Here is a 25,549-nt window from a genome sequence, read left to right on the forward strand (position 1 = left end):
GGAACACATGATCAACTCTCGATTGCGCCTGACGGGCGCCGCGCTCCCCGGTGTCGGCCTGGCCGGGCTGCTGCAGTTGTGCGCAGTCGATGCGGCGCACGCGGTGGAGTTCAGCCTGATGGACAAGCAGGTCACCGGCTCCCTCGACACGACCTTGTCCTACGGCCGTTTATGGCGGGTGCAGGGCCGCGACAAGACTAACGATGACGTCAACACCAACGACGGCAATCGCAACTTCGACACCGGGCTGGTTTCCGAGGTGTACAAGATCACCTCCGAGCTTGAAGCCAACTATCAGAATTACGGTTTGTTTGTGCGCGGCACCGCGTTCTACGACACGCAACTGATGGACAAGCGCAACGACTACTACGACAACAACAGCCCGTCGCAACCGAGCCAGAGCTACCCGCAGGACGATCATTTCACCAGTCAGACCCGCGACATCGCCGGCAGCCGCATCGAGATGCTCGACGCCTATGTGCACGGCAGTTGGGACGTTGCGCAGATGCCGGTGACGGCGCGTGTTGGTCGCCAAGTGTTCAACTGGGGCGAGGGGATTTTCTATCGCGGCGGGATCAACACCACCAACCCGGTGGACGCCGCCAAGTACCGCTTGCCTGGCGCGGAAGTGAAGGAAGTGCTGGTGCCGGTCGAGGCGCTGAGCTTCAACATCGGCCTGACCGACTCGCTGACCCTGGAGAGTTTCTACCAGACCAACTGGAAGGAAACCCGCATCGATCCGGTCGGCACCTTCTACTCGCAAACCGACTTGTTCGCTGACGGTGGCAACACCGGTTACAACAACTTCAGCGGCACAGCGCTCGACACGCCGGTTCCGGGGTTTGGCAACGTCATCGGTTTGTACAGCGCGTTGGGCAATAACCCGTTACTGAGCTCCGCCCTGCAAACCACTGGCCTGTACGCCAACGGCGTGACGCCGGCCTATGGCAATACGTTGAAAGTGGCGAGCATCGGCAAGGACTACAACGCGCGCAACGATGGCCAGTTCGGCTTTGCCTTTCGCTACATCGCCGAGCAGCTCAACAGCACCGAGTTCGGGTTGTACATGGTCAATTACCACGCCAAGGAACCGACCATCGCTGCCGATCTGGGCGGGTACAAAGGCATCGACATGGATGCGCTGACCAACCTGTTGTCCGGTGTCGCCGGCAGTCAGGCCGGGGCGCTGGCCAACGGTCTGGCGACGGCCGATGTGATGGGCAATATTCAGGCGCATCGGCGCTACGCCGAAGACATCCGCATGTACGGCTTCAGCTTCAACACCACGTTGGGTGAGGCTTCGGTGTTTGGTGAAATTGCTTATCGGCCGAACCTGCCGATCGGTGTCGCGGCCACTAATGATTTGATTGGTGATTTGGCCAACGGTGCGGCAGTGGCGGTGACGGGGCGGTCGATCAACGTCGGCGGGCAGATGGTCAATCTCAACAGCGAGATCAACAACGCCGAACGCGTCGAAGCGTTCAACACCTCGCTCGGCACCATTTACAACTTTGGCCCGACCGCTTCGTTCGACTCGCTGTTCGGTATCTTCGAACTGGCCTCGGAGCACCTGCGCGGCAGCAGTCTGCAATACACCGCGTATGACGGCAGCCGTCGCTTCTACGCCGGCACCGGTAACTATTCCTATGTCTCCGGCGGTGATCGCGACGATCAGGTCAATCGCAACTCCTACAGCTATACGGCGATGCTCAACGGCACCTGGAACGACGTGTATGCCGGGGTCAACGTCTCGCCGTACATCGTCTACAAGGACGATTTCGAGGGCAACAGCTATCAGGCCGGCAACACCATCGAAGGGCGCAAGGCCTACACGCTGGGGATCAAGGCCAACTACCAGAACAAGCTCGAAGCCGAACTGCAATACACCGAGTTCTATGGCGGCGGGCAAAACAACGGCATTCGCGACCGCGACAACGTCGGGTTCAACCTCAAGTATTTCCTTTGATATCCAGAACACAGGTGTACCCCTTGTAGGAGTGAGCCTGCTCGCGATAGCGGATTGTCAGTCGCTGTAGGTGTTGTCTGACACACCGCTATCGCGAGCAGGCTCACTCCTACAGGGGATCTACGGTGATTTGCAGACCTCACTCCCGTTTCGGAGATTGATCATGGTTCACACTTCAAGATTGACCAAGGCTTCGCTAGGGTTTGTGTTGGGCCTGGCTGCCAGCTCCGCTCTGGCCGCCATTACCCCACAACAAGCCGAACAACTGAAAACCACGCTGACCCCCATGGGCGCCGAGCGCGCGGGTAACTCAGCCGGCACCATCCCTGCGTGGACCGGTGGTATCACCCAGGTGCCAGCCGGCTACAAACCGGGCCAGCATCACCCCGATCCATACGCGGCCGACAAACCGCTGTTCACTATCACCAAAGCCAACCTCGACCAGTACAAGGCCCACCTCAGCCCCGGTCAGATCGCCCTGTTCAACAGCTATCCCGACACCTTTCAGATGCCGGTCTACCCGTCCCGCCGCTCCGGCTCAGCGCCGCAATGGCTGTACGACAACACCCTGAAAAACGCCACCTCAGCAAAATTGCTCGAAGGCGGCAGTGGCTTCTCCGATGCCTACGGCGGCGTACCTTTTCCGGTGCCCAAGGATGGCGTTGAAGTGTTGTGGAACCACATCACTCGCTATCGCGGCATCTACGTCGTGCGCCGCGCCTCCGAAGCACCGGTGCAGCGCAACGGCAGCTTCGCGCTGGTGACCTCGCAGCAGGAAGCGCTGTTCAACTACTACCGCCCGAACGGCCAGTTCGCCGACCTGAAAAACATCCTGTTCTACTACCTCGCCTTCGTGAAAAGCCCGGCGCGACTGGCCGGCGGTGCTGCACTGGTGCACGAAACCCTCGATCAACTCAAGGACGCACGCCAGGCCTGGATCTACGACGCCGGCCAACGCCGCGTGCGCCGCGCACCGAACCTCGCTTACGACACGCCGATCGCATCCTCCGATGGCCTGCGCACCGCCGACGACACCGACCTGTTCAACGGCTCACCGGATCGCTACGAGTGGAAGCTCAAGGGCAAACAGGAAATCTACATCCCCTACAACAACTACAAAGTCGCCAGCCCCGAGGTGAAATACGCGCAATTGCTGACCCCCGGCCACCTCAATCCGCAATACACCCGCTACGAGTTGCACCGGGTCTGGGTGGTGGAAGGCAACCTGAAACCCGGGTCGCGGCACATCTATTCCAAGCGTGTGCTGTTTCTCGATGAAGACAGCTGGGGCGCGGCACTGGTTGATCAATACGACGGGCGAGGGGAGTTGTGGCGGGTGTCGATGGCTTACCTGAAAAACTTTTATGACCTGCCGACGACGTGGAGTGCGCTGGATGTTTTCCACGATTTGCAGGCGCGGCGTTACTACGTGCAGAACCTTGATAACGAAGAAGCGGAGACTGTCGATTTCGCGCAACCGGTGCCGGAGGATGCGTATTTTATGCCGTCGGCGTTGCGGCAGCGGGGTACGCGGTGATGGCCGAAGTCTAAGTCCATCACTGACAGAAAAAGCCCGAAGCCACTGATACATTTGGCTTCGGGTTTGTTTTGTGAAGCTAGAAATATCTACTTTACAGATATCTGTATTTGAGATAATTTGGCCGCATGTAGGGATACCAGAACCGAAAATTGTATGAGAGTGATCACAAAAGCGGCGGTTGCGCGGGCCATTGAGACTCATGGCCAGTGGAGAGATCCTCTCACCTTGTGGCTAACCATCTTCGACAGAGCATCGCTGCGCTTCGAGTCGTTTGAGAAGCTTCGTCAAGACTGGGCCAGCGCCTCAGGTTGGAACGTTGATCGTATCCCTCACTCGAAGCTGAGGCTGACGAGCAAGAAAGGTCCGCTTGATATTTACGTTTTTGATATCAAGAAAAACGAGTGCCGTGTCATTACGTGGATCAACACGAAGACTGGCACTATCTATATCAAGGACATTCTTCCCCATGCCGGATATGACAAATGGTGGAAGGGTGATGTCAAGTAGTTGGCCAGAATGAAATACGCTATTTATGTTTAACGAAAATAAAGGTGATCTCAATGAAGCGTAATAAAGTCGAAGCGACAGGACTGGATTCCTTCATAGCCGATATTTCACCCATGCTTGAGGGGCTGGGCGATCAGCTAGCGACTTTGTCCAAGTTGTTGTCTGCCTGCCATGATCCGATAAAAAATGATGACGATCTGCAAGTGCGAATGGCCCTGATTGATGAGCTTTATTCCCACTCGAACACCGAGGATCATGCTGCGGCACGGTTTGCGGAGTTTGTGGCTGATCGGGTTTATGAGTACGAAAATGAAACGGTGTTGATTGCTTATTCGTCCCAATCTGAAGCGCTGGCGTTTCTGCTGTCGGAAAGAGGCGTTAAACAGAAGGACTTGTCTGAGATTGCGACCCAGAGTGCTGTTTCAGAGATATTGAATAACAAGCGAAAAATGACCGTTGCCCAGATAAAGGGATTCGCCGAGTTCTTTAAAGTACCGGTTGAGTTTTTTATGCACGGTGTGGTTTGACGGGATGCCGTGACAGGTCTAACGCAATCGCGAGCAGGCTCACTCCTACAGGGAAATTGGCGTCGCCCACATAATCTGTGATCGACGCGTTACCTGTAGGAGTGAGCCTGCTCGCGATGCGGTTGTAGCGTCAGCGCTGAATCAAGATCAAACGCGGAAGTGGCTGACCATCTGCTGCAACTGACCACCCAAACGCGCCAGTTCAACGCTCGACGCTGCCGTCTCATCACTCGCCGCTGCGGTCTGTTCCGACACGTCGCGTACGTTGATGATGCTGCGGCTGATCTCTTCGGCCACGGCGCTCTGCTGTTCAGCCGCTGCGGCGATCTGCTGGTTCATCGACTGGATGTTCGACACCGTGCGGGTGATGTTTTCCAGTGAGGCGCCAGCCTTGCGGGTCAGCGCCACGCTGCTGTCGGTCAGGGCGCGGCTGTTGCTCATTACCGCTGAAACCTGCTGGGTGCCGTTCTGCAGACCGGCGACCAGGCCTTCGATTTCTTCGGTGGATTTCTGCGTACGCTGGGCCAGACCACGAACTTCATCGGCAACCACGGCGAACCCACGTCCGGCTTCACCGGCACGCGCGGCTTCGATTGCAGCGTTGAGGGCCAGCAGGTTGGTTTGTTCGGCAACGGCCTTGATCACGTCCATGACGCTGCCGATCTTGTCGCTTTCCTGTTGCAGCACGCTCATGGCTTCGGTGGAACGCACCACTTCGCTGGCCAGACGTTCGATCTGCGCGATGGCTTCGTTGACCACTTTGTCACCTTCACGGGCTTCGCCGTCAGCGGCGGCAGCAGCTTGCGAGGCTTCTTCGGCGTTGCGCGCGACTTCCTGCACGGTGGCGGTCATCTCGTGCATGGCGGTGGCGACCTGATCGGTCTCGACTTTCTGGCTGTTCACACCGGCGCTGGTCTGCTCGGTGACGGCCGACAGTTCTTCAGCGGCGCTGGCAATCTGGGTGACGCCGTCGCGGATGCCGCTGATCAAGTCACGCAGGGTCACACCCATGCGGGCGATGCCTTGTTGCAGCACGCCGAGTTCGTCGCGGCGGGTGACGGTGACGTTCTGGGTCAGGTCGCCGCTGGCGATGCGCTCGACCACGGCCAGGGTTTCCTGCAACGGACGGGTGATCTGACGGGTGATGATTACCGCAGCAATCACGCCAACCAGCAGGGCGAGCAGGGTGCTGATCAACTGGAAGGTACGCGCCTGGGCGCTTTCCGCGTCACGGCGATCGAGCTGGATCTGATACAGCTGCTCGCTCAGGGCGACGATGGTGGTGCCCTGGTCGGTCATTTCCTTACGCGCCTGCACGGCATCGGTGTTGGCGTTCTTGTACGCCATCAACGCGCTGCGATAGCTGGTCAACGCAGATTCCAATTGGCGCAAGGCATCCTGCTGAGTCGCAGCAAATTGCGCATTCAATGACTTGAGGCTGGCGATGGCCGCGTCGATCTGGCCGACGGCTTTCTGTTCGGTTTCGGCGTTGGTGGTGGCGGTGTAACCGCGCACTTCGTAGCGCGCGAGGATGAACGCTTCCTTGGCGGCGGTGATCGCCTGGAACTGTTCGAAACGCTGCTCGCTCATGTCCATCTGCTGCACGCGTTTGCTGATCGATTCGATCTGGTTGTACGCGGTCTCGGCACTCACGCTCATGCTGTCGCGGGCGCTGTTGCCGGTGCGATAGGCGTTACGCATTTTGTTCAGCGACGTCTGGTATTCAGCGATGGTCGCTGCCTGCTCCTTGAGCAGTTTGACGTTTTCCGGGCTCTTGAAGCTGTTGATCAGCTTCTGTTGCTGCGCGGCGAAGCTTTCGAGGGTGGTCTGCACATTCTGCGCGGCGGTTTCATCGCCATTGGTCAGCATGTACTGCAGGCGCACCACGCGTAGTTTGGTCAGACCGGCATTGAGCTGGGTGATATCGCTCATCCAGTTGCTGCGGTCGATCAGGCCACCGAGGCTGGTCCAGCCTGTCAGGGCCAGCACGCAGGTCAGGGCCAGCACCAGGCCGAAGCCCAGGCCCAATTTCATGTTCACGCTGATGTTGCCGAACCAGCTATTCATCAAAAATCCTCCAGAAACGTTGGGTTTCTTGTCGTCAGTTAGGCTGGAAGATTGTTGTTTTTTTGAGCCAGCAAGGGTGTTAGCAGGTTTGTATCGGCCGCATTTCCCAGAGCTGAAAGGATTTTGTCCTACGGAATTTGTAACATCGGATCCCAAGACTTTTTTCACATGGGTTTCACTGGCTGCCCACGCCCGCCTCTGTACCTTCGCCGCATCGAATGAACCCGTGATGCAGAGTGGCGAGGCGGTTTTTGTGGAATTGAGACTGAGTCTGTTCGGCGTCAAACGCTCGATCGATCTGAGCTTTTTGGCGCGTTTTCGCAACACTTGGGTGGTGTTGGCGGCATCGGTATTGGTGATCCCGCTGACTCTTTGGTTGCTGGCGCCGGCGGCGGTGCCGGACCTGGCCCACGGCAACGTGGCGGGTGCGCAAGTGTTGGCGACGGGCTGGGCCAAGGGCGACATGATCGTTCTGGTGCGGCACGTTGAACGTTGCGATCACTCCAAAGCCGCGTGCCTGAGTGGCAATGACGGCATCACCGATCGCTCGCGCAGTGTCGCGGTGGCGGTCGGTGCACAGTTCGAACAACTGGGCCTGAACAACGCCGACATTTATAACAGCCCGTCGATGCGCACGGTGCAGACCGCCGGTTACATGTTCAACCATGCCGCCAGCGGTGACGATTGGTTGATCAACTGCCGTGGGCGCATGTTGCAGGATGCGCTGGCCCACAAGCTGCCCGGTCGCAATCTGGTCCTGGTGACCCACAGCGAATGCATGGCGCAAATCGAGAAAGACCTCAAAGTGCCGACCTCGGACGTGGGTTACGGCTCGTCATTGTTTGTTTCCGCTGCCAGCCCAGCGGCTCCCAAGATGCTCGGCTTCATTGAAGCCTCCGACTGGCGCACGGTGAATACCCGATGAAATCCCGCTTCTACGCTTACAACTTTGGTATTCCGCTGGCCTGTGCGGCGCTGGTGTTCCTGATGTTCGACATGACCAAGATCGACATCGCCTTCAGCAACCTGCTGTTCGATCCGCTGACGCAGACCTTCCCACTCGACAAAATCCACTTCTTCGAAAAGCTCACGCATAAATGGGCGCGGATCATTCCCAACTGGACGGCAGAAATCGCCCTGATCGGCGCGCTGTTATCGCTGGTCTGGCCATTGGTCAATCCGCAGAAACGTCCGCGACTCGGTGCAATGCTGGAGCGCAGCAAAGTCGCGCCAGTGTTGCGATTTGCCGCTGATCACCGTAGGGATTTTCTGTTTGTGGTGGTCGCATTTGCGGTCTGCACCGGGGTGATTCATTTCCTCAAATCCCACACCAGCGTTTACTGCCCGATCGAGACCACGTTGTACGGCGGCAAAATGGCTCACGTTGAGTGGTACAGCAATTTTCAACTGTTCCATGAAGCCGGGAGTGGCCGGTGCTGGCCGGGTGGTCATGCGTCGGGCGGCTTCACCATGCTGGCGCTGTATTTCGTGGCGCGACGTTATCAATGGCGTTTTTCCAGTGCCATCTTGTGGGGCTCGCTGTTGCTGGGGTTCGTTTATGGCACTACTCGCGTCCTGCAAGGCTGGCACTACATGTCCCACACGTTCTGGGCCGGAATCTTCGTGTGGCTGGCGTGTTTACTGACGGCGTTGGCCTTCTACGGGCGGGCGCGGCTGGATGTGCCGGTGCTGGGCAAGCGCAAACAGAAAGCTTTCAGTGCGCAGCCTGAGGGTTCTCTCTGAACCCGTTCAGATGAAATGAAAACCCGCCATCACGGCGGGTTTTTTATGAGCCTGCGCAGGTCTCAATAGCCGACGAAGTAATACGCCTGTCGTCCGACCATCATGGTCTTGAGCACTTTCAGTGGGGCGGCGGGTTCGCTGTCGCCAGCCATCACCACGACATGGGATGGCGAGGCCGCGAGGAAATCTCGCAACTGCACTTCGGTATCCAGGCCTTTGAGCACTTGCTGGGTATAGAAGACCGTAGCGCCACCGACCCGCTCATTGGCCTGAAACAGCGCGACTTGATGCCCAGCGGTTTGCAGCGTCTGAATTTCAGCGCTCAACGGCAGGAACGAAAGCTTTTTATCGGCATGAGGCAGTGCCCACTGCGCGGCCGCGAGGTAACTGCCGATCACCAGCGTGAGCACACCGACTGCCAGTGTCTGACGCTGCCGGGCGATTCGGCCTACGAATCCATTACCGGATTCATACTGCTTCAAGCGCTCGAACAGCACGCCTGCATACTCCGCTGCGATCACCGCGGCGGCCGGTGTCATCGACATCAGGTACACCGTGCGTTTGCTCGACGCCAACGTCAGCATGATGAACTGCGCCACGATCCACAGGCTGAAAAACAGCAGGTAACGATTGGCCTTCAGGTGTTTGCGGAAATGCCAGAGCCCCAGGTACACCAGAATATTCCACGGCAGGAAGGCTTCCGGCAGTTTGGCCAAGTAGTAATAGAACGGTTCATAGTGCCCAGCCTCGACGAACGAACCGCTGAAGCGCCCGACGCTGTTGGTCAGCAGCACCTCTTTGACGGCCTGCGCACCGCCGTGCTGGAAGAGGATGACGAGCCAGATCAGCAGCGGAATCAAACCGACCAGTGTCAGTAAACCCGGGCGTAACCAGTCGGCGATTTTCAGGCGCTTGTCCATCAGGTTGTCGGCCAGCAGATAGGCGAAAATCACCACGCCCGGCATGGCCAGCCCCAGCACACCCTTGCTCAACGTGGCGATGGCGATCCCGACGACAAACAGCAGCGAGTTGCCCAGAGTCGATGCCCGCTGCGCCTGATAAAAGGCCAGCAGCGCGGTGGTCACGCCGAGTGCGAGTAATGCATCCTCACCGACCCCGCGCACGTTGCTCCAGTAACTGGCCATGGTCGCGAGCAGAATGCCTGCGGTCCAGGCAATCATTTTCGGCCGCTCGAAACGCCGCAACATGCCGTACAGCAGCATCACGCTGAGCAACCCGGCAACTGCCGACGCCAGCCGCACGGCCCACGGTGAAACGCCGAACACACGCATGGCGCCCGCATCCAGCCACAGGCTCAGCGGTGGTTTTTCCAGAAACGGTTCGCCGAACAAGCGAGGTGTCACCCAGTCGTCGTCCAGATGCATCTCCATGGCGATGCCAGCCACGCGGGCCTCGGTGGAGCCTTGCAATTGATGGCCGCCCAATGCGAAGAAAAACAGCAGGACGGCAAGCAGAAACAGCGAAGTGACGGCACGTGACATGGGGTTCAGGCAACCGGAAGGGGCGGGAGGCCTGAGCATACGTCGGCAATCCTGAACAAATTGTGAAGCTAGGCCAGTTGTCGTGACCAACGCTTCTCCGGCGTTTCGAACAGCGGATTGACCAGCGCCGTCAGCACATGATCCTGCCAGCGTCCGGCAATGTTCAGATACGCCTTGGCGTAACCCTCACGTTCGAAGCCCAGGCGTTCAAGCAAGCGCTCACTGCGCTCGTTGCCGGGAATGTAGTTGGCCATGATCCGATGAAGGTTCTGGGTATCGAACATGTAAGCGATGCCAGCCTCTAGCGCTTCCTGCATCAAGCCCTGACCCTGTTGGGCCTCATCGATGTGATAACCCAGATAACACGCCTGAAAGGCACCACGAATGATGCCGCTGAAGTTGCACGCGCCGATCATCTGCTGGCCATCCGGCGTCAACAGCGCAAAATGCATGGCCAGCCCGGCCTCGAATGCGCTGGCCTGCACGTCGAGTCGCCGGCGAATCTGCTCGGTGGAAAAATACTCAGTGGTGCGGATCGGAGACCATGGCGCGAGGTGGCGCTGGTTGCGTCGGTAGAACTCGCTTTCCAACTCGGCCTGCTCCGGTGAAAGTATCGCGAGCGTCAGGCGTTGGCAGGGCAGGGTCAACAGCGGCATCGGGCGCTCCGGCTTGTGGGGTCTGCAGGCAGAGTCGCGCAATCACCGGGGTTACGGCAAGTCGTGGCGAAGACAGGACTTTGTTTCAGGCAAAAAAAAGCCCGCAGGAGCGCGGGCGAACCGTAGTTTCTTGAATGAGCGAGCGGACTGTACAAGGGTTGGCCGCGCAGCTGCAGTGAAGAAAAATTCATCTCGATGGGCGGCCCCAATGCAGTCCGATGCGCAACCGAGCGCCGGGGTTTCGCCCGTCAATGGCGGGTTTCAGGCCCGGTAGTGTTCAGCGGTTTCTGCGGATCAAGATTGTCCCGTGCCCGACAAATCAGGATCTCGGCCAGTGCGCTCAATTGCTTCATGGCCACCGCCACATGGCGTTTTGAGCCGTCGAACTCATCGGCAAAGGTTGCGCTGATGGCCGCGAGGGAATCGAGGATCTCGCTGGCGTGGGTGAGCAGGGTCAGGGTGTCGACATCGTCGCGCACCCTGATGAGTTGATTGAGCGGGATGCTACGGCGCCGTTTGTGCGCTTCGCTGTGTGCGCTGTTACTCGATTGCGGTTGGGTGCTGGACGTTGGCGCGTCGGACGGTGCCGGGCCAACCAGCGAAAGACGGGGAATTTTCTTCATGACGTAGCTCCGTGGAGTGAACATTCACTGCAATTGCGGCTGCCAAACCGTCCGCTGGATGGCAGTGGTCGTGGAGCGTAACGCCCTGAGGAACTGTGCACCAGTTCATCAAAGTCGACGCGTGTTGCAGGAATTTTCCTAGGACGTTCGATGTGCGAAGGCGGGCGTAGCGATAAAACCAAACGGCAGTCGCGGTGATCACGGATAGTCCTTTCAAGACGTGTGGTCCGGACGGGAACTCAATACTCCGCCACCTTATCTTCGCGCAGAACCCACCCGGCCTCGCCCGTCACCAACGTGTATTGAACCTGGCGCATCTTCCCCGTGCGGCCTGCGCCTGCATCAGTGCTGTCATACACCGGGAAGCGCTGCACCAAGGCGTTTTCCACCACCGCAAACGAATCCTCGCCCTGATAGCCCTCGGCGATTTTCGGATTGTCGCTGACCGGGCGCAGGTAGATTTCGCTCAGGGATTTCTTGTTGTTGGCTGAATAGGCAATCAGATCGCCCGGCATACCGCGTCCGGGAATGCGGGTGAAAACGTAGATTTCGGGCGAGCCGTCGTTGTTCAGGTCGCCAATCTCGGCGCGAACGATATCGCCCTTGAGCGGCCGGGTGATCGCGCTGTTGTCGATTTCCAGGCCTTTGGGTTCAATGCGCAAAACGGCTTGGCCATCGCCCTGTTCACGGCTGACATGAAAGCGGATGCCCTGCAATTCCAATGTCTGCTCGAACGGTTTCGTCCCGTCCACCGCATCGGCAGTGGCGAGCCTCAGAGACAACGCATAGTTGGCGACTTCATTGCGCCGTGCCGCATTGCGCATGAGGTATACCTGAACGGTGTACTCGCCATCGGAAGGTAAGGTGCCGGAAAAGTGATTGCCCATGATCGAGCCGTTGAACAGTGCGTAATCCGCGCCCTTGGCAGTAATGTTGAAGTAAGCGGAGGTGTTGGATGGTTTGAAATCGACGGTGAGCATCTGGCCGGTCCTGGCGTTGAATCGGTACTCCGCCGTTTGGTCACCCTTGATCGACTGTTTGCGCTGGACACTGTCCGCGCTGGTTGTGAAAGCGATCGGTTCGACGCGCACAGCGCCAGCATCTGCTGCGTGGACAGGCAGGGAAATCAGTGCCGCCAGCGTGGCGGCGATCCAGATCTTCATCTTCAACTCCATTCATCTCGATGTTTGCAGCATAGAGGCTGCGTCGAGCCAGCGTCATGAAGTGCGAGGATTAAATGTTGCTGGATTTGAGCGTGTGCTTGAAGGGGCGGCCAGCGTTGGATGTTCGATCCATCAGGAAACCGTTCACATAATTCTCACCTGAGTTCTGCCATGATCATCACCGGCATTCCATCAGCCCGAGTGAGTGATTCCGTCATGAATGTGAGCGTTCTCTACGCTTTGGTTGCGGCAGCATTGTTTGGCGCCAGCACGCCACTCGCCAAGCTGTTGGGGGTACAGATTTCACCGATTCTATTGGCCGGGTTGCTCTATCTGGGCAGCGGGCTGGGTTTGACCGTCCTGCGTTTTGCCCGCGATCGAGGCTGGCAGCGCTCCGGACTCGGCACCGGCGAATGGCCGTGGCTGGTCGGCGCCATCGGCTTCGGCGGTGTACTGGCGCCAGTGGCATTGATGTTCGGTTTGACCAGAACGTCCGGCGCGAGCGCGTCACTGATGCTCAATCTGGAATCAGTGCTCACGGCGCTATTGGCGTGGGTAGTGTTCAAGGAGAACGCCGATCGGCGAATCGTGATCGGCATGCTCGCCATCGTGGCCGGCGGTGTCGTGTTGTCATGGCCGCAGGAGGCCGTGTCGGCGCAGGACTGGACAGGGCCGCTCGCCGTCGCCTTCGCCTGCTTTTGCTGGGCCATCGACAACAACCTGACGCGTAAAGTGTCTGCCTCGGATGCACTGTTTATCGCGGGCAGCAAAGGTCTTGTGGCGGGGTTGGTCAATTGCGGCCTCGCCTTGTTCATCGGCAAACAACTGCCCGCAGCCGACTCGCTGGTGCCCATCCTGCTGGTCGGGTTTCTCGGTTACGGCGTCAGCCTGGTGATGTTCGTCCTCGCCCTGCGCGGGCTGGGCAGTGCGCGCACCGGCGCGTACTTTTCCACCGCGCCGTTTCTGGGCGCAGCTATCTCGATTCTGCTGCTGGGCGAGTCGGTGTCGCTGATGTTCCTGCTCGCAGCAGCGTTAATGGCTGTGGGGGTGTGGATTCACCTGATGGAAAACCATAGTCATGAGCATCAGCACGAACGGCTCGAACATGAGCATCGCCATACCCACGACGAGCATCACCAGCATACGCACGGGGCTGACTGGGATGGAACGGAGCCGCACAGTCATCCGCATGTGCATACGCCGATGCGTCACCGGCATGCGCATTTTCCGGATGTGCATCATCGGCATGAGCATTGAGGTGTGTGGGGAGGGATTGGTTTTTGGCGGTAGGGGCTGGATGGGACGGCCAGATGCGACAAAGCCCGCACTTGGCGGGCTTTGTCGTTGAGAGTTGGTGGGCCGGGGTAATCTGAAACAAGTCGGTATCTATCTGTTTTATCTAGGTAATAATTTATTGTTCAACCTGCTTGGAATACCAGTTGGAACGCTGTGTGGTCTGGATTCCGATGGACGGTGCTTTTTTTGAGCTCAAAGTTAGATTCCCTATCCGTCCAGCTCCCGAAGAAACCCGGCCTACCGAAAGGTCTGCCGGGTTTTGCTTTTCAATGGCTTCTTCTAAGCCATTAGTGCATCCGTTACCTCGAAACGCTCCATCCCGAAGACAAAGCCTCAGCCTGCTGCAGCACCGTTTGCACTGCCATGTCTTGGAGGTCTGGCGGGTAGCCGTACTTGCGCAGAATGCGCTTTACCAGCACTCGCATTCTGGCGCGGGCTGAATCCCGATGCGCCCAGTCAACCGAGACGTTCTCGCGCAAGCTCATCAGCAATTCGTGGGCGATCAGCTTGAGCTTGTCGTCACCCATCATCTGCACCGCGCTTTCATTCTCGGCCAGCGCGTCGTAGAAAGCGATCTCTTCATCTGACAGACCGCACTCTTCGCCACGCTGGCGTGCCGCGCGGATGTCCTTGGCCAGTTGGATTAGCTCCTGCAGCACTTCGGCGGTGGTGATGGCGTTGGCGTGGTATCGCGCCACCGCGTCCTCTAACCGCTCCGAAAACGCCTTGGTCTGCACCACGTTCGTCTTGCTGCGCGAGCGAATACCGTCGTTGATCAGCTTGCGCAAGGCTTCCAGTGCAAGGTTCTTCCTCTCCATATGCTGCACTTCCGCGAGGAACTCGTCCGAGAGGATGGAGATGTCCGGGCTCTTGATGCCCGCAGCAGCCAGGATGTCCACGATCTCGGTCGAAACCACCGCGCGGCTTACGATTTGCTGGATGGCCAATTCGCGTTCTTGCTGAGTCACTCCGGAGCCCGTGCTGCTCTTGACCAGCGCGGCACGGATGGCCTGGAAGAAGCCGACGTCTTCGCGAATGTCGCGGGCTTGGTCGGAGGCGGATGCCAGGGCGAATGCCTTGGACAAAGCCAGCACAGCGTCCTGATAGCGGCGGTGAGCGTTCTTCTTGCCCTCTTTAGTCTCCTCTTTTTCAGCCAGCTTCTGTTGCAGGTCGAGAATCCACTCGATGGCTCCTGCCATCATCGCCAGACGCTGCTGCGGCGTGCCGTTCATTGCGGAGACGTAGTCGTAGCCGTGGTACATGTCCCGCACGACTTCATACTTCTCCATCATCACTGCAATGGCCTGTGCTTCGTCGACGCCAGTGTTTTCCTGGTCGTTCTTGGAGTACTGCTGCAGAGCAGACTTCAGGTTTTGCGCAATGCCGATGTAGTCCACAATCAGCCCCGCAGGCTTATCGCGGAACACGCGATTCACTCGTGCAATCGCCTGCATCAGTCCGTGCCCCTGCATCGGCTTGTCCACGTACATCGTATGCATGCAAGGTGCATCAAAGCCGGTCAGCCACATATCGCGCACGATCACAAGCTTGAGCGGGTCTTTGGGGTCACGGGCACGCTTGGCCAGCAGATCGCGTCGGGCTTTTTGGCCTATGTGCTGCTGCCATTCTTGCGGGTCGCTCGCTGCGCCCGTCATTACGATCTTGACTGCGCCCGCGTTGTCATCGGTGCTGTGCCAGTCCGGCCGCAGCTTGACGATCTCATCATAGAGCTTGACGCAAATGCGGCGGCTCATACACACCACCATCGCTTTGCCGTCGAGGGCTGCCACGCGATCCTCAAAGTGGGCGACCATATCTTTGGCCACCAGAGCCAGACGCTTGTCGCTGCCGACTAGGGCTTCGACCGTTGACCACTTCTTCTTAAAGCGCTCCTGATCGGCCTCTGAATCTTCCTCGGTTAATTCGTTAACCTCAGTGTCGATCTTTGGCTTTTCTTCCTCGTCCAGTTCGATGCGCGCCAGCCGCGATTCGTAGTAGATCGGTACGGTCGCGCCGTCCTCGACCGCACGGCTGATGTCGTAGACATCGATGTAGTGGCCGAACACCGCCGGCGTGTTGACGTCGTCAGCCTCGATGGGCGTGCCGGTAAAGCCAATGAAGGACGCGTTCGGCAGTGCGTCGCGCATGTATTTGGCAAAACCGTAGGAAATTTCACCGGTCTTCGCGTCCACCTTGGCATTGAAGCCGTATTGACTGCGGTGTGCCTCATCCGCGATAACGATTACATTGCGGCGCGTAGTGAGTGGCTCGGCGATCTCGCCGAACTTCTGCAAGGTCGTGAAAATCACGCCTCCCGATGCCCGGCTCAAGACCTTCTGCAGATCTTCTCGACTCTCGGCCTGAATCGGAGTCTGGCGAATCAGGTCACGGCACATCGAAAAGGTCGCAAATAGCTGGTCGTCGAGATCGTTGCGATCGGTCAGCACCACCAGCGTCGGGTTGGCCATAGCCGGATGTTTCACCAGTTGCCCAGCATAGAACGCCATCAGGAAACTCTTGCCGGAACCTTGAGTGTGCCAGATTACCCCGGCGCGTTTGTCACCTTTTCCCTGCGTTTTCACGCTCGGAAAACCGTAGTAGGAAGGGTCTTCCGCCACGCCCTGCACGGAGGCCGAAGCACGAATAGTCGATGCCACTGCATGACGCACCGCGTGAAACTGGTGGTAACCCGCGATGATCTTGGTCAGCCCCGAACCTGTTTCGCCAAATACAGTGAAATCGCGCAGCAGGGCCAGCAGGCGGCGATGCTCGAACACACCTTCAATCAGCGTTGAGAGTTCAGGCGCGCCTTTCGGGGCAACGTTTGTGCCGTCCGTAGTGCGCCATGGCATGAAGCGCTCTAGGTCTGCTGACAACGAACCTACCCGCGCCGCAATGCCGTCCGAGGTGACCAGCAAAACGTTGGTGTGGAACAGCGCCGGAATCTGTTGCTTGTAGGTCTGCAGTTGGTTGAAAGCGCCCAGCAGATGCGCCCCCGCGCTGCCCGGCGCTTTTAGCTCGATCACACCCAGCGGCAAGCCGTTAACGAACACCACCACATCGGGCCGCCGCTTGTTCTGGCCGTTGATCACAACGAATTGGCTCACCGCCAGCCAGTCGTTTAGTTCCGGACGCTCGAAATCGATGAGCGCGATTTTGCCAGCTGTCAGCGTGCCGTCATGGGCGTAGTATTCGACGTCTACACCCTCCGTCATCAGCTGGTGTAGACGTCGGTTCTCTTCGAGCAATGAGGGTAGCTCGGCTTGCGTCACCTTCCGAATCGCATCCTGGCGCGCCTCCAATGGGAGTCCAGGGTTTAGGCGCGCTACCGCGTCCTCTAACCGCTTCTTGAGCACGACCTCATCGTGGCTCTCGCGCTCCGGTCGCTTGCTTTTGGAAACGTCAGCATCGGGGCCGATGTCCTCCTCAAGTTCGATGCGGTAATCGAGCGCGCGCAGCTGATCCAGCAGCGCTTGCTCCACGGCAGCTTCAGACAGAAACGCCATCAGGATTCTCCTTGTTCTTCGACAGGCTCCACCGCCGGAGCCCCGCGCGCTGCGTTCAGCGCCTCGACATAGGCGTCTCGGTCAAGCTGGTACAGCAAGCGGCTAACCTCGATATTGATCGTGATCGGCACCTCATTGCGCCCCGGCAGCATAAAAAGCAATGAGCATAAATCGCCGCTCTCTGCATCCACCGCCAGCCCGACGCGCGCGTCAATCAGGGCGTTCTCTTCCGCAAATCGCTCCCACGGCTCGCGGGAGCTGATCGGATCGAGCTGCGCATCCAGGTAGGCCTGATACAGAAATGCCACGATTGCATCGGCAGCCAGAACTGCGCTGCGGCGGTGGTGCTCTGCTAACCGTTCCAAATATGGATCTCTGCCGTGACTGGCGGGACCTGCCTTGTTACGAAGATCGTTCAGTGCGTCGGCCAACTTGTGATGGCTGGACACCAGCTTCTTGAACCGGTCATCACGCACATCGCCTAGTTTGAGCGCACGGATTGCAGCGGTCAGCCAGTCCGAAAGCGAAGGAGTTTCCTGCACAGGCTTGAGCGGGGTTTGAAGTGTGTGGAAACTGTCCACTACCACGCGGCAGACTACCTCGACAATGGTTTTAGCGCAGTCGATGCACGTGTCGTTGTTCTGCTCCAAATTGCGCTCCATCGCCTCGAAGGTTTGCTGCAACATCGGAGCGTCGCGCCAATGGCCGCATGCCTTGCGAATACTAGGGCACCAATCCAAGGTCATACCGTTGCTCCGACGATGAGCTCGGTGTCCGGAATGCGCAGTTCGCCAGAGATCAGCTTGGGCAGCAGCGTGTCGCGCAGCTTGGCGAGGGAGCGGGACTCATGTTCGTTTTCTGCCAACTGTCGATAAAGAGATTCAGCAAACCTTGTGAAACTTGTCAGCACTGCGTCGGAAGGAACTACTACGCTAAGTGGCCGGAAGTTGCTTTTGCTGATTTCCTGGAAAGTCGAGCCATTAGCGTTGCCGACGATGGCATCCATGTTTTCCCTGCACCACGGCAGCACGTAGACATTCGGCAGAACGCCTTCACATTTCATCGCGATGAAGCCTTGATTGATTGCCGTTGGAACCTCGGCAATCGCCAAATATCCGATTGGTGCCCGTGAAGAGAGCAACACCGTGCCGACTGGCAAGAGGCCAGAACTGATCTTTGCAAGGCCGGCGTCCGTGATCTTTCGAGCCGTGCCTAGCAAAACGGGAAACTTCAGGGCGGACAAGTCTTTCGGCGTTGCCCAGCAGTGCTGTCCACCTTCCCAAAACTTCGGTTCCTTGGTGCTGGGCGTGGACCCGCCGCAGACCTTCACTTCTTCGCCAATCGTAGAGTGACGCCACCCGTCCGGAATCACCCCCAACTCCGATTCGACGAGTCGGTCGGGGAAGAGGTCGTAGAGGTGCGCAGGTAGACCAGGAAGGGATTGTCCGCGCTGCCAGCGGCCTACCATCTTGGCGCGCACCGGTTCGAAGTCCACGAACCACGCCTTGAACAAGGTGCGCGCCATCGACTCCAGCGTTTCGTTCGCGCGCCGATTGAGTTCGATCTTGTCGTCCAGCGTACCGAGGATGTGGGCGATGGCGCGTTGTTCTGCGGGATCGGTCGGAATCCGAACCCTAGCCTGGTGCAGGTGATTGCGATTTAAACCGGGAACAGCAGCCTTGTCTGAATAGACGAAGAAATCGATGTCGCGCAGGAAGTAACTGATGAAACGGGGGTCGTTCCCCTTGAAGTCGCGTACGTAAAGCGTGGTGTTGAGCGGCCAAAAATCCTGCTCAACATAAAACACTTGCCCTAATGTTCCGTATCGTCCGGTAACTACCCCCGGGCCCTTGACCATTGCTATTGCGTGGGAGTCCGTAACGCCGGAAGACGAGACCAGCGGAACGTCACCGGGCAAGCGTTCTTTTTGCGGCAGGTCGTAACCACGCTTCAACTCGACTACATCGCCGAGCGAACAGTCTTTCCACTCATTTGCCATACCCAAGCTCCTTCAGGTTGGCCTCAATCGCTGCATCCAGCTTGGTCGCTGCCGTCCGCTGCTCACACCATTGCGCAGTCAGCCGCAGCATTTTTTCTTCAAAGGGCTCGCCGTCATCTTCCTGTTCGGCCGTGCCCACGTAGCGCCCCGGTGTCAGCACATTGTCGTGCTTGCGGATGTCCTCCATCGATGCAGACTTGCAGAAACCCGCCAAGTCGGCGTACTCCACAGCACCGTCCTCACCGCGCCAAGCGTGGTATGTGTCGGCTATTTTCTGGACATCTTCGTCGGTGAGTTCACGCCGGGTGCGATCCACCAGCACGCCCAGCTTGCGGGCGTCGATGAACAGTATTTGCCCGCGCCGGTCGCGCAGACCCTTGCCGGGGTTCTTGTTGCGGGCCAGGAACCACAGGCAGGCGGGAATCTGCGTGGAGTAAAAGAGCTGCCCGGGCAGCGCGACCATGCAATCCACTGCGTCGGCCTCGAGCATCGCTTTGCGGATGTCGCCTTCGCTCGACTGGTTAGAGCTCATCGAGCCGTTGGCCAGAACCACGCCCGCCGTGCCGTTGGGTGCGAGGTGGTGGTAGATGTGCTGAAGCCACGCATAGTTGGCATTGCCCACGGGCGGGGTGCCGAACTTCCAACGCACGTCTTCACGCAGGCGATCACCGCCCCAGTCCGAGATGTTGAACGGGGGATTGGCGAGGATGTAGTCGGCCTTGAGGTCGCGGAGTTCGTCCTTATGGAAGCTTCCCTCGTTGTTCCAGCGGATGTCGGAGTCGATACCCCGCACCGCTAGGTTCATTTTGGCCAGTCGCCAGGTGGTGTAGTTCGACTCTTGCCCGTAGATCGCGATGTCGCCTATGCGACCGCCGTGCTCTTGAACGAACTTCTCCGACTGGACAAACATGCCGCCCGAGCCGCAGCAGGGGTCGTAGACGCGGCCTGCCACGCCCCGCGCGGGATCAGGCAGCGGTTCGAGCATTTCAACCAGCACACGCACAACTGAGCGAGGGGTGTAGAACTCGCCGCCGCGCTTGCCTTCGGCGCCTGCGAACTGGCCAAGGAAGTATTCGTATACGCGCCCGAGAATGTCCTTGGAGCGGTCGCTTTCCGCGCCCAGCGCAATGCCGGAAATCAGGTCGATCAGCTCACCTACCATCACCTTGTTGAGGGCGGGTCGGGCGTAGTCCTTGGGCAGCACACCTTTGAGTGACTCGTTGTCCTTCTCAATGGCGCGCATGGCGTCGTCGATCAAAGTACCGATGGTGGGCAGCTTGGCGTTGGCCTGCAGGTGCGACCAACGTGCCTCCTTCGGTACCCAGAACACATTGTCCGCGAGGTACTCGTCCTTGTCCTCGGCGGCCTGTGCGTCTTCGGCCAGCAGCGCCTTGTGCTTGGCCTCGAAGGCGTCGGAGATGTACTTCAGGAAGATAAGTCCGAGAGCGACGTGTTTGTAGTCGCTTGGTTCCATATTGCCGCGCAGCTTGTCAGCGGCCTTGAAAAGATTAGCCTCGAAACCGAGGTTGCCACCGTTGCTGTTTTTAGCAGTGTCGTTCTGTGCCATCGAGATCTTATCCGTTGCGTAATGTCTTGACTGCCCCCAGCGAGCTTTATGTTCTCAACGCCGTACAGCGCTAGTGGGTCGCTGAGGCATGGCGGGAATGGCAGTTTTTGGTGCGATGGTCGAGTGAGCTGCCCTCATTATCAACGCATCAGCGTGTAGCGTGATTACGGCGAAATTTATGCTCGTATCGCCTTATCCTCCATGCCCTTGAGCTGTTTGGGGGGTGGTTTACAAGCGCAATAAGCTAGCAGCAATGCCTACTGCCATGAGTCGAGCAAGGCTTGCCCTACTTCTGAGTCAGGGCACGTTAATAGCAAGGCTATGGGACCAGTGCCATAGCGGTCACTGGATTCGAATGATCTGGTGCACCGGCCATAGCTGTGGCCATATACAATCATGATGCCAGAAATGGAGAAGAATCATGCGCCTAAGTAACGATCGTCGTCCTCGGGAAGTAGTCGGTGCTGACGGCCCTAAGCGGGATCGCTGCAAGTAGTCGGAATAGAGCCGGGCGGCGATTAGCGCTTGCATCCGATATTTCGGAGGCCATGAGGCTTTCTGCGACGATCTGAGAGCCTTCTGATGTCCTGCGAGCAAGGCCTGTGAGATTGATCTGCTGGCGCTGCATCCATGTGTGCTGAGCCAGCCAGCGCAACGTGTGTTTCGTATAGATGACTCGCCTTCGGTTTTACAGATCCGCGATGACTGTTTAGTGCCGGTTACTGCACTTTTTGGCGGGCAGCTTACGTTGATGGTATTCGATCTCGATGGGAGCTACATGTGCGCAAAGGACGAACTGCCATGACGCTTTCAAGCGCCGAACGATCAATTTGACGGTGAGCAGATAATAATATCGAGTGATCCCACTATGCTGCTCCAAGCGATGCTTGAGGAACCATTCCAAATGCTTCCGCTTCCAACCCTAAGGTGTTTCCCGCTGCCACCGCTCAGCTATTGCAGCCTGGATAACCCTTGCTTGTCGCAAATGCCGCTGCCGTGTCGCATACGATCCAATCAACACGCCAGCCAAGAAAACCTCCATATCAAACTCTTTGCTCATACCCGCCCCCCAATATAAGCAGCAACCACATCGATCCGGCCATGCCCGAGCTCTCGGCTGATCTGCTTGCGAGCCTCACAGTCAAGACTCCGTTCTATGACGTGGCACCGCCCACCATTGATAGGCGCAGAATGCTGGGTGACCTGCTCATAGCGCTCGCATGCAAAAGCTGCCCTCAGCTCGTGAAATCCCTTCAGGTTGTTAGCGTGCAAGACCTCCCGAGCGAGCCGGGCGATTCCTTGCAGAACGTCCCGATAGCTTTCGGTAGGCGCAAGCAGGTTGCGGCTATCCGCCGGCGATACCTGCGCTGCAAATGCCAAGGCATCTCGAATGTGTTCATCTACCCTAATCCACCGAGGCGCCGAAGCACCGGCCCGGCCACCTTTGGTGCCGTCTTGGATGTTGATCTTGCCTAAGTGTTCGGCTTCACGACTTAACCGTGGTAGCTCCGCCAAGATGGCCTCACGCAGGCGCATGCCGGTAGCTCGCGCCAACAGAACAATCGCGGCGGCCCGTAGCTGATGCTGGTTGCAAAGCGCATCGACGATCTGCTTAACCTGTTCGCGATCTTGGCCTTGCGGAACCGAATGACGAACCCCGGTGCGCTGCATACCCAACGCCTGGCTCGGACTTGGCAATTTCACGCACTGATCACCGCGAAGTGCTGCCATGGTTCTGTTAAGGCTGGATAGCCGATTTTGTGCGGTGCTGACGGCGAGGTCACCGCGTCCAACCACGTCGCGCAGATACGCCGCATAGTCCGCTAATACCTTACGATTAATTTGCCGCGCATCATTGATGCCGGGCCCCTGTTCGGAACGGCACCATTTGACGAATGCCTGCCACCGATCACAGTGCGCCTTGACCGTGCCGTAGTGGCCACCGCCAAACATATCTTTCAGTGCCTGTGGTCCTGCATAGCTCAGTTGTCTGCCGTAGCCGAAATTCCGGCCATCGCGTCTACCCACCAATGCCATGTCGGTCACCTCATCGCTCGTTCTCCTATCCTCGCCCCACGTCATCCCGCCAAGAATGCTGAGTGTTATCAGGGATCAAGGCCCCTGCGACCTGTGAGGGTGTCCACTGACGCGGGACTGGCGGCTCCTTACGACCGGGAGCAAGGGCATCTCATGATCTGGCCTCCTGAGCACCGTTACCGGTGGGCGGGTGGAGGCTGCACTGGCTGACGAGACCAGCGCCTGAAGATCCTGAGCCGGGTGAACGCAGCAATGCGATGACCGGGGCATGCCTGACTGTCAGTCAGGTGCAGTCCATTCCTTGGTCTGCGGCACCATCATCTACAGCGCTGTTGCTGGTGACTCGGCGTTTGTCACGCCGATTGTCACGAGGGGGATTGCCGCAAAACCAAGTGCGATGAGGGCTGCAGCAGTGGTAGAAGTGCCCGTCTCTTTCCAGAAGAAAGAGACGGGCACAGGTTGGCGCAAGATTCGGCCAAGCGGATAAGTTGCTGCAGGGCAGCGAAGTAGGAGGTGTTGTCTGGCGCACGAGGGCCAAGATGTGAAGTAGGCATCCATCACCGGGGAGGTGACCGGGCGAGCTGCCGGATGCGAATCGCCATTTGGGGGAGAACCACCGCGACAGCGGCGTGGCCTTCAAGGTTCGGGCCACCTGGGTTGCTGTCATCGACAGCGTTCGCACGGCCAGTTCTACGCCTGTGGATAAACGCGGTCAAGGTTCGAAATTCAGCGCCACTTTGGACTTTAAGAGCGGTTATCCACCGCTGGAATTCCGTGGCAAACCCCGGACAACGTGATTGCTTTTAGCTCTTCAAAGTGAGGTCCTTCCAAACAGGGCGGCTTTGCAGCCCTGTTTGGAAGGACCCGTGCTGAGAAGCGGATAAGCGAGGCTGCTTGCCCCGAATTTTGAACGTTCAGTAGTTGCGGCAATTATTGCGCCTGCACAGAGCTAGCGGATCGGCACCACGTTCTTGTCTCTAACTTGGCCGTACGCTGAGGCGAGCAGGCTGCCGGTGGCGGCTTTCTGGATGTACTCACTCCACCAAGCCATCATCGGGCGCCGGCGCTCGATGTAGTCGGCTCGGTTGTAGGCGCTCCTCACCTCATCCTTGTCGACGTGCGCCAGTGCCACTTCGATGAGCTCCGGGTCCCACCCATGTTCATTCAAGATGGTGCTGGCCATAGAGCGCATGCCGTGGCTGACCAAGCGGTCCTGAAAGCCCATGCGTTTCAACGCCATGTTGGCCGTTTGGCTATTGGCATGAGTGCGTGGATTCCTGTCTGCCGGGAAGACGTATTCGCGGTGGCCGCTGTGAGTCTTCAGTGACTCCAACAGTGCGACAGCGTGATCACTCAACGGGATGCTATGTGGGCGGCGCTTCTTCATCCGCTCTGGAGGGATTGTCCAGACACGCCTTTCGAAGTCGATGTCTGTCCAGCGAGTAGTTGCCGCCTCGGCGGGGCGAGTCATCGTGTGCAACTGCCATTCGATCAGGCAACGGGTGGTCCGTTTGATACTGGCGTTCGCGATCTCCAGCATGAGCTCGGGGAGTTCTTCGGGCGGAAGCGCAGCCATATTCTCTTTCTTGGGCTTCTTGAATACTGCCCTGATGCCGCTGAGCGGGTTGGCGAAGATTAGTCCGGAGTTTACGCCGTAGGTCATGATCTCGTTCAGCCGCTGGCTAAGACGTTTGACCGTCTCCAGGCTGCCTTTCGCTTCGATTGGACGAAGCAATGCGATCACCATTGGCGCGGTGATTTTCGTAAGTGGTGTCGTTCTCAAGTCGGGGAACACGTGCAGCGTGAGCGACCGCCAAATGTCCTCGGCGTAGGCCGGGGTGACCGAGTCTTTCTTGAGCTCGAACCAGGCGGTGGCCACGTTCTCGAAGGTGTGTTCCGTTTCTGCGCGCTTGGCTTCATTCAACGTATTGCGCTGCACCTTCGGATCGATGCCCTGGGCGAGCAGCTCGCGCGCATCGACTGCCAGCTTTCGTGCATTCGCCAGTGACAGTTCGGGATAGGTCCCGAAGCCAATGTTGATGCGCTTCTTGGTCACCGGTTCGCGGTAGTTGAAATTCCACAGCAATGAGCCGTTGCTGCGTACGCGGAGCTGCAAACCGTCACCGTCCGTGAGGACATAATCCTTGGACGCGGGTTTGACTCCCTTGAGCTGTCGATCGGAGAGGCGGAGGTTTTGAGCAGGCATGAGATTCTCCTCAGGCACTGATTCGGTATTCCAAAGATTAGCACCGGGTGAGGTGGAATACCTCCTGGAATACCCGAACGGTTGGAACTCAAAAACTCTCAAAAGACCGCAAAAGCGCTGGAGACCGCGTATTTGCTGGATCGCAGACACAAAAAAAGACGTCCGTGGACGTCTTTGATTGATCATTTGGTGGAGCCGGGGGGATTTGAACCCCCGTCCGCCAGTACTCCGCTGTCGGTACTACATGCGTAGCCGTTTCTATTAAGTTAACCCTCAGCGACCCGAAGGGCAGGGTGCTTTGGGCGAGTTGTGTAAGTTTTAGCCGCTTCGTCCACAACGTACTGCACGGCGATTCTGTTCTATATGACAATCATTTTGGGTTTACAGACATCCCCTGATGATTGCTGGACCCGAAGGTACCAGGAGCATTGTCAGCTGCAATTAAGCAGCGAGAGCAACACCGTATTGGTCGTCATTGGCAACTATAAGTAGTTGCAACAGTGGATTTACGACTTCTGTTACCAAGTCGGCATGCACCTAAAGTTTCGCAACCGGCGTCGAATCCTAAACGGCCCCGAACTCATTGCTCAGTACATCTGTTTGAGCAACAAGCCTGCGCAGTGTACGCCAATCAGCCCGCAAGG

The 25,549-nt window shown here is 58.1% G+C and carries 18 protein-coding genes, 1 other RNA gene and 2 pseudogenes; 7 read left to right on the plus strand and 14 right to left on the minus strand.

Translation table 11 applies throughout. From position 1 onward, the window contains the following. Positions 1 to 7: 7 nt before the first annotated feature. From ACZZ0A_RS00255 to ACZZ0A_RS00270, 4 genes are all read left to right on the plus strand, one after another. Positions 8 to 1,966, plus strand: coding sequence for a DUF1302 domain-containing protein (locus tag ACZZ0A_RS00255; RefSeq protein ID WP_463542368.1), 1,959 nt, complete (start codon positions 8 to 10; stop codon positions 1,964 to 1,966). A gap of 163 nt (positions 1,967 to 2,129) precedes the next feature. Next, positions 2,130 to 3,503 carry a DUF1329 domain-containing protein gene (locus tag ACZZ0A_RS00260; protein WP_123375801.1) on the plus strand — a complete coding sequence of 458 codons (1,374 nt, stop codon included), beginning with the start codon at positions 2,130 to 2,132 and terminating at the stop codon, positions 3,501 to 3,503. Positions 3,504 to 3,659: 156 nt separating this feature from the next. After that, entirely contained in the window at positions 3,660 to 4,013 is a 354-nt protein-coding gene (locus tag ACZZ0A_RS00265) for a type II toxin-antitoxin system HigB family toxin (RefSeq protein WP_228759094.1), read from the plus strand. Positions 4,014 to 4,066: 53 nt separating this feature from the next. Beyond that, entirely contained in the window at positions 4,067 to 4,540 is a 474-nt protein-coding gene (locus ACZZ0A_RS00270; RefSeq protein WP_463542369.1) for a helix-turn-helix domain-containing protein, read from the plus strand. A 147-nt stretch (positions 4,541 to 4,687) separates the two neighbouring features. On the opposite strand, the gene ACZZ0A_RS00275 is transcribed toward ACZZ0A_RS00270, so the two are convergent. Together ACZZ0A_RS00275 and ACZZ0A_RS00280 are read right to left on the minus strand one after the other, a co-directional pair. Then, positions 4,688 to 5,551 carry a methyl-accepting chemotaxis protein gene (locus ACZZ0A_RS00275; RefSeq protein WP_371748303.1) on the minus strand — a complete coding sequence of 288 codons (864 nt, stop codon included), beginning with the start codon at positions 5,549 to 5,551 and terminating at the stop codon, positions 4,688 to 4,690. Further along, positions 5,546 to 6,607, minus strand: a pseudogene (locus tag ACZZ0A_RS00280) (methyl-accepting chemotaxis protein); the annotation flags it as partial. The gene ACZZ0A_RS00275 and the pseudogene ACZZ0A_RS00280, both read right to left, overlap by 6 nt. 253 nt (positions 6,608 to 6,860) lie before the next feature. Here ACZZ0A_RS00280 and pmrG point away from each other — a divergent pair. Both pmrG and ACZZ0A_RS00290 read left to right on the plus strand, forming a co-directional pair. Then, on the plus strand, positions 6,861 to 7,532 hold the full coding sequence (gene pmrG, locus ACZZ0A_RS00285; RefSeq protein ID WP_463542370.1) for a lipopolysaccharide core heptose(II)-phosphate phosphatase PmrG: 672 nt from the start codon (positions 6,861 to 6,863) through the stop codon (positions 7,530 to 7,532). Then, positions 7,529 to 8,350 (plus strand): phosphatase PAP2 family protein, encoded by an 822-nt coding sequence (locus ACZZ0A_RS00290; protein ID WP_463542371.1) that lies wholly within the window; start codon positions 7,529 to 7,531, stop codon positions 8,348 to 8,350. The genes pmrG and ACZZ0A_RS00290 overlap by 4 nt, the downstream gene beginning before the upstream one ends. Before the next feature lie 62 nt (positions 8,351 to 8,412). Here the strand turns inward: ACZZ0A_RS00290 and ACZZ0A_RS00295 are convergent, their stop codons facing one another. From ACZZ0A_RS00295 to ACZZ0A_RS00310, 4 genes are all read right to left on the minus strand, one after another. After that, positions 8,413 to 9,852: an ArnT family glycosyltransferase gene (locus ACZZ0A_RS00295; protein ID WP_463542372.1), complete on the minus strand. Its 1,440-nt coding sequence runs from the start codon at positions 9,850 to 9,852 to the stop codon at positions 8,413 to 8,415. A gap of 68 nt (positions 9,853 to 9,920) precedes the next feature. Continuing rightward, positions 9,921 to 10,508, minus strand: a complete 588-nt coding sequence (gene rimJ, locus ACZZ0A_RS00300) for a ribosomal protein S5-alanine N-acetyltransferase (RefSeq protein WP_447783517.1) — start codon at positions 10,506 to 10,508, stop codon at positions 9,921 to 9,923. Between the two features lie 248 nt (positions 10,509 to 10,756). Next, entirely contained in the window at positions 10,757 to 11,131 is a 375-nt protein-coding gene (locus ACZZ0A_RS00305; RefSeq protein ID WP_463542373.1) for a DUF6124 family protein, read from the minus strand. 239 nt (positions 11,132 to 11,370) lie between these two features. Next, a complete protein-coding gene (locus tag ACZZ0A_RS00310) occupies positions 11,371 to 12,294 on the minus strand; it encodes a hypothetical protein (protein WP_463542374.1) in 924 nt (307 codons plus the stop codon). 216 nt (positions 12,295 to 12,510) lie between these two features. On the opposite strand from ACZZ0A_RS00310, the gene ACZZ0A_RS00315 reads away from it, so the two are divergent. Then, the gene (locus ACZZ0A_RS00315) at positions 12,511 to 13,551 is read left to right on the plus strand and encodes a DMT family transporter (protein WP_414893448.1); all 1,041 of its coding nucleotides are present in this window, start codon (positions 12,511 to 12,513) and stop codon (positions 13,549 to 13,551) included. A 338-nt stretch (positions 13,552 to 13,889) separates the two neighbouring features. Here ACZZ0A_RS00315 and ACZZ0A_RS00320 read toward each other — a convergent pair whose 3' ends face one another. The 8 genes and pseudogenes from ACZZ0A_RS00320 to ssrA form a co-directional block, all read right to left on the minus strand. After that, positions 13,890 to 17,096 carry a type I restriction endonuclease subunit R gene (locus ACZZ0A_RS00320; protein ID WP_463542375.1) on the minus strand — a complete coding sequence of 1,069 codons (3,207 nt, stop codon included), beginning with the start codon at positions 17,094 to 17,096 and terminating at the stop codon, positions 13,890 to 13,892. After that, positions 17,096 to 17,782 (minus strand): abortive infection family protein, encoded by a 687-nt coding sequence (locus ACZZ0A_RS00325; RefSeq protein WP_259639071.1) that lies wholly within the window; start codon positions 17,780 to 17,782, stop codon positions 17,096 to 17,098. Before ACZZ0A_RS00325 ends, ACZZ0A_RS00320 begins: the two co-directional genes overlap by 1 nt. A 56-nt stretch (positions 17,783 to 17,838) precedes the next feature. Then, a complete protein-coding gene (locus ACZZ0A_RS00330) occupies positions 17,839 to 19,095 on the minus strand; it encodes a restriction endonuclease subunit S (RefSeq protein ID WP_463542376.1) in 1,257 nt (418 codons plus the stop codon). Beyond that, positions 19,085 to 20,662 carry a class I SAM-dependent DNA methyltransferase gene (locus tag ACZZ0A_RS00335; RefSeq protein ID WP_463542377.1) on the minus strand — a complete coding sequence of 526 codons (1,578 nt, stop codon included), beginning with the start codon at positions 20,660 to 20,662 and terminating at the stop codon, positions 19,085 to 19,087. The genes ACZZ0A_RS00330 and ACZZ0A_RS00335 overlap by 11 nt, the downstream gene beginning before the upstream one ends. A gap of 793 nt (positions 20,663 to 21,455) precedes the next feature. After that, positions 21,456 to 21,722 (minus strand): annotated as a pseudogene (locus tag ACZZ0A_RS00340) (hypothetical protein); the annotation flags it as partial. Beyond that, positions 21,719 to 22,699, minus strand: coding sequence for an integrase domain-containing protein (locus tag ACZZ0A_RS00345; protein WP_463544071.1), 981 nt, complete (start codon positions 22,697 to 22,699; stop codon positions 21,719 to 21,721). The gene ACZZ0A_RS00345 and the pseudogene ACZZ0A_RS00340, both read right to left, overlap by 4 nt. Positions 22,700 to 23,648: 949 nt before the next feature. Continuing rightward, on the minus strand, positions 23,649 to 24,905 hold the full coding sequence (locus ACZZ0A_RS00350) for an integrase domain-containing protein (RefSeq protein WP_463542378.1): 1,257 nt from the start codon (positions 24,903 to 24,905) through the stop codon (positions 23,649 to 23,651). Between the two features lie 187 nt (positions 24,906 to 25,092). Continuing rightward, positions 25,093 to 25,481: a transfer-messenger RNA gene (ssrA, locus tag ACZZ0A_RS00355) on the minus strand. Positions 25,482 to 25,549 lie beyond the last annotated feature (68 nt).

The organism is Pseudomonas sp. AC242 (assembly GCF_979258655.1).

What these genes read in the sequence shown, in the direction of transcription:
- ACZZ0A_RS00255 (WP_463542368.1), top strand. Translation starts at nt 8, where the DNA reads ATGATCAACTCTCGATTGCGCCTGACGGGCGCCGCGCTCCCCGGTGTC.
- ACZZ0A_RS00260 (WP_123375801.1), top strand. Translation starts at nt 2,130, where the DNA reads ATGGTTCACACTTCAAGATTGACCAAGGCTTCGCTAGGGTTTGTGTTG.
- ACZZ0A_RS00265 (WP_228759094.1), top strand. Translation starts at nt 3,660, where the DNA reads ATGAGAGTGATCACAAAAGCGGCGGTTGCGCGGGCCATTGAGACTCAT.
- ACZZ0A_RS00270 (WP_463542369.1), top strand. Translation starts at nt 4,067, where the DNA reads ATGAAGCGTAATAAAGTCGAAGCGACAGGACTGGATTCCTTCATAGCC.
- ACZZ0A_RS00275 (WP_371748303.1), bottom strand. Translation starts at nt 5,551, where the DNA reads ATGGGTGTGACCCTGCGTGACTTGATCAGCGGCATCCGCGACGGCGTC.
- ACZZ0A_RS00290 (WP_463542371.1), top strand. Translation starts at nt 7,529, where the DNA reads ATGAAATCCCGCTTCTACGCTTACAACTTTGGTATTCCGCTGGCCTGT.
- ACZZ0A_RS00295 (WP_463542372.1), bottom strand. Translation starts at nt 9,852, where the DNA reads ATGTCACGTGCCGTCACTTCGCTGTTTCTGCTTGCCGTCCTGCTGTTT.
- rimJ (WP_447783517.1), bottom strand. Translation starts at nt 10,508, where the DNA reads ATGCCGCTGTTGACCCTGCCCTGCCAACGCCTGACGCTCGCGATACTT.
- ACZZ0A_RS00305 (WP_463542373.1), bottom strand. Translation starts at nt 11,131, where the DNA reads ATGAAGAAAATTCCCCGTCTTTCGCTGGTTGGCCCGGCACCGTCCGAC.
- ACZZ0A_RS00310 (WP_463542374.1), bottom strand. Translation starts at nt 12,294, where the DNA reads ATGAAGATCTGGATCGCCGCCACGCTGGCGGCACTGATTTCCCTGCCT.
- ACZZ0A_RS00315 (WP_414893448.1), top strand. Translation starts at nt 12,511, where the DNA reads ATGAATGTGAGCGTTCTCTACGCTTTGGTTGCGGCAGCATTGTTTGGC.
- ACZZ0A_RS00320 (WP_463542375.1), bottom strand. Translation starts at nt 17,096, where the DNA reads ATGGCGTTTCTGTCTGAAGCTGCCGTGGAGCAAGCGCTGCTGGATCAG.
- ACZZ0A_RS00325 (WP_259639071.1), bottom strand. Translation starts at nt 17,782, where the DNA reads ATGTTGCAGCAAACCTTCGAGGCGATGGAGCGCAATTTGGAGCAGAAC.
- ACZZ0A_RS00330 (WP_463542376.1), bottom strand. Translation starts at nt 19,095, where the DNA reads ATGGCAAATGAGTGGAAAGACTGTTCGCTCGGCGATGTAGTCGAGTTG.
- ACZZ0A_RS00335 (WP_463542377.1), bottom strand. Translation starts at nt 20,662, where the DNA reads ATGGCACAGAACGACACTGCTAAAAACAGCAACGGTGGCAACCTCGGT.
- ACZZ0A_RS00345 (WP_463544071.1), bottom strand. Translation starts at nt 22,699, where the DNA reads ATGGCATTGGTGGGTAGACGCGATGGCCGGAATTTCGGCTACGGCAGA.
- ACZZ0A_RS00350 (WP_463542378.1), bottom strand. Translation starts at nt 24,905, where the DNA reads ATGCCTGCTCAAAACCTCCGCCTCTCCGATCGACAGCTCAAGGGAGTC.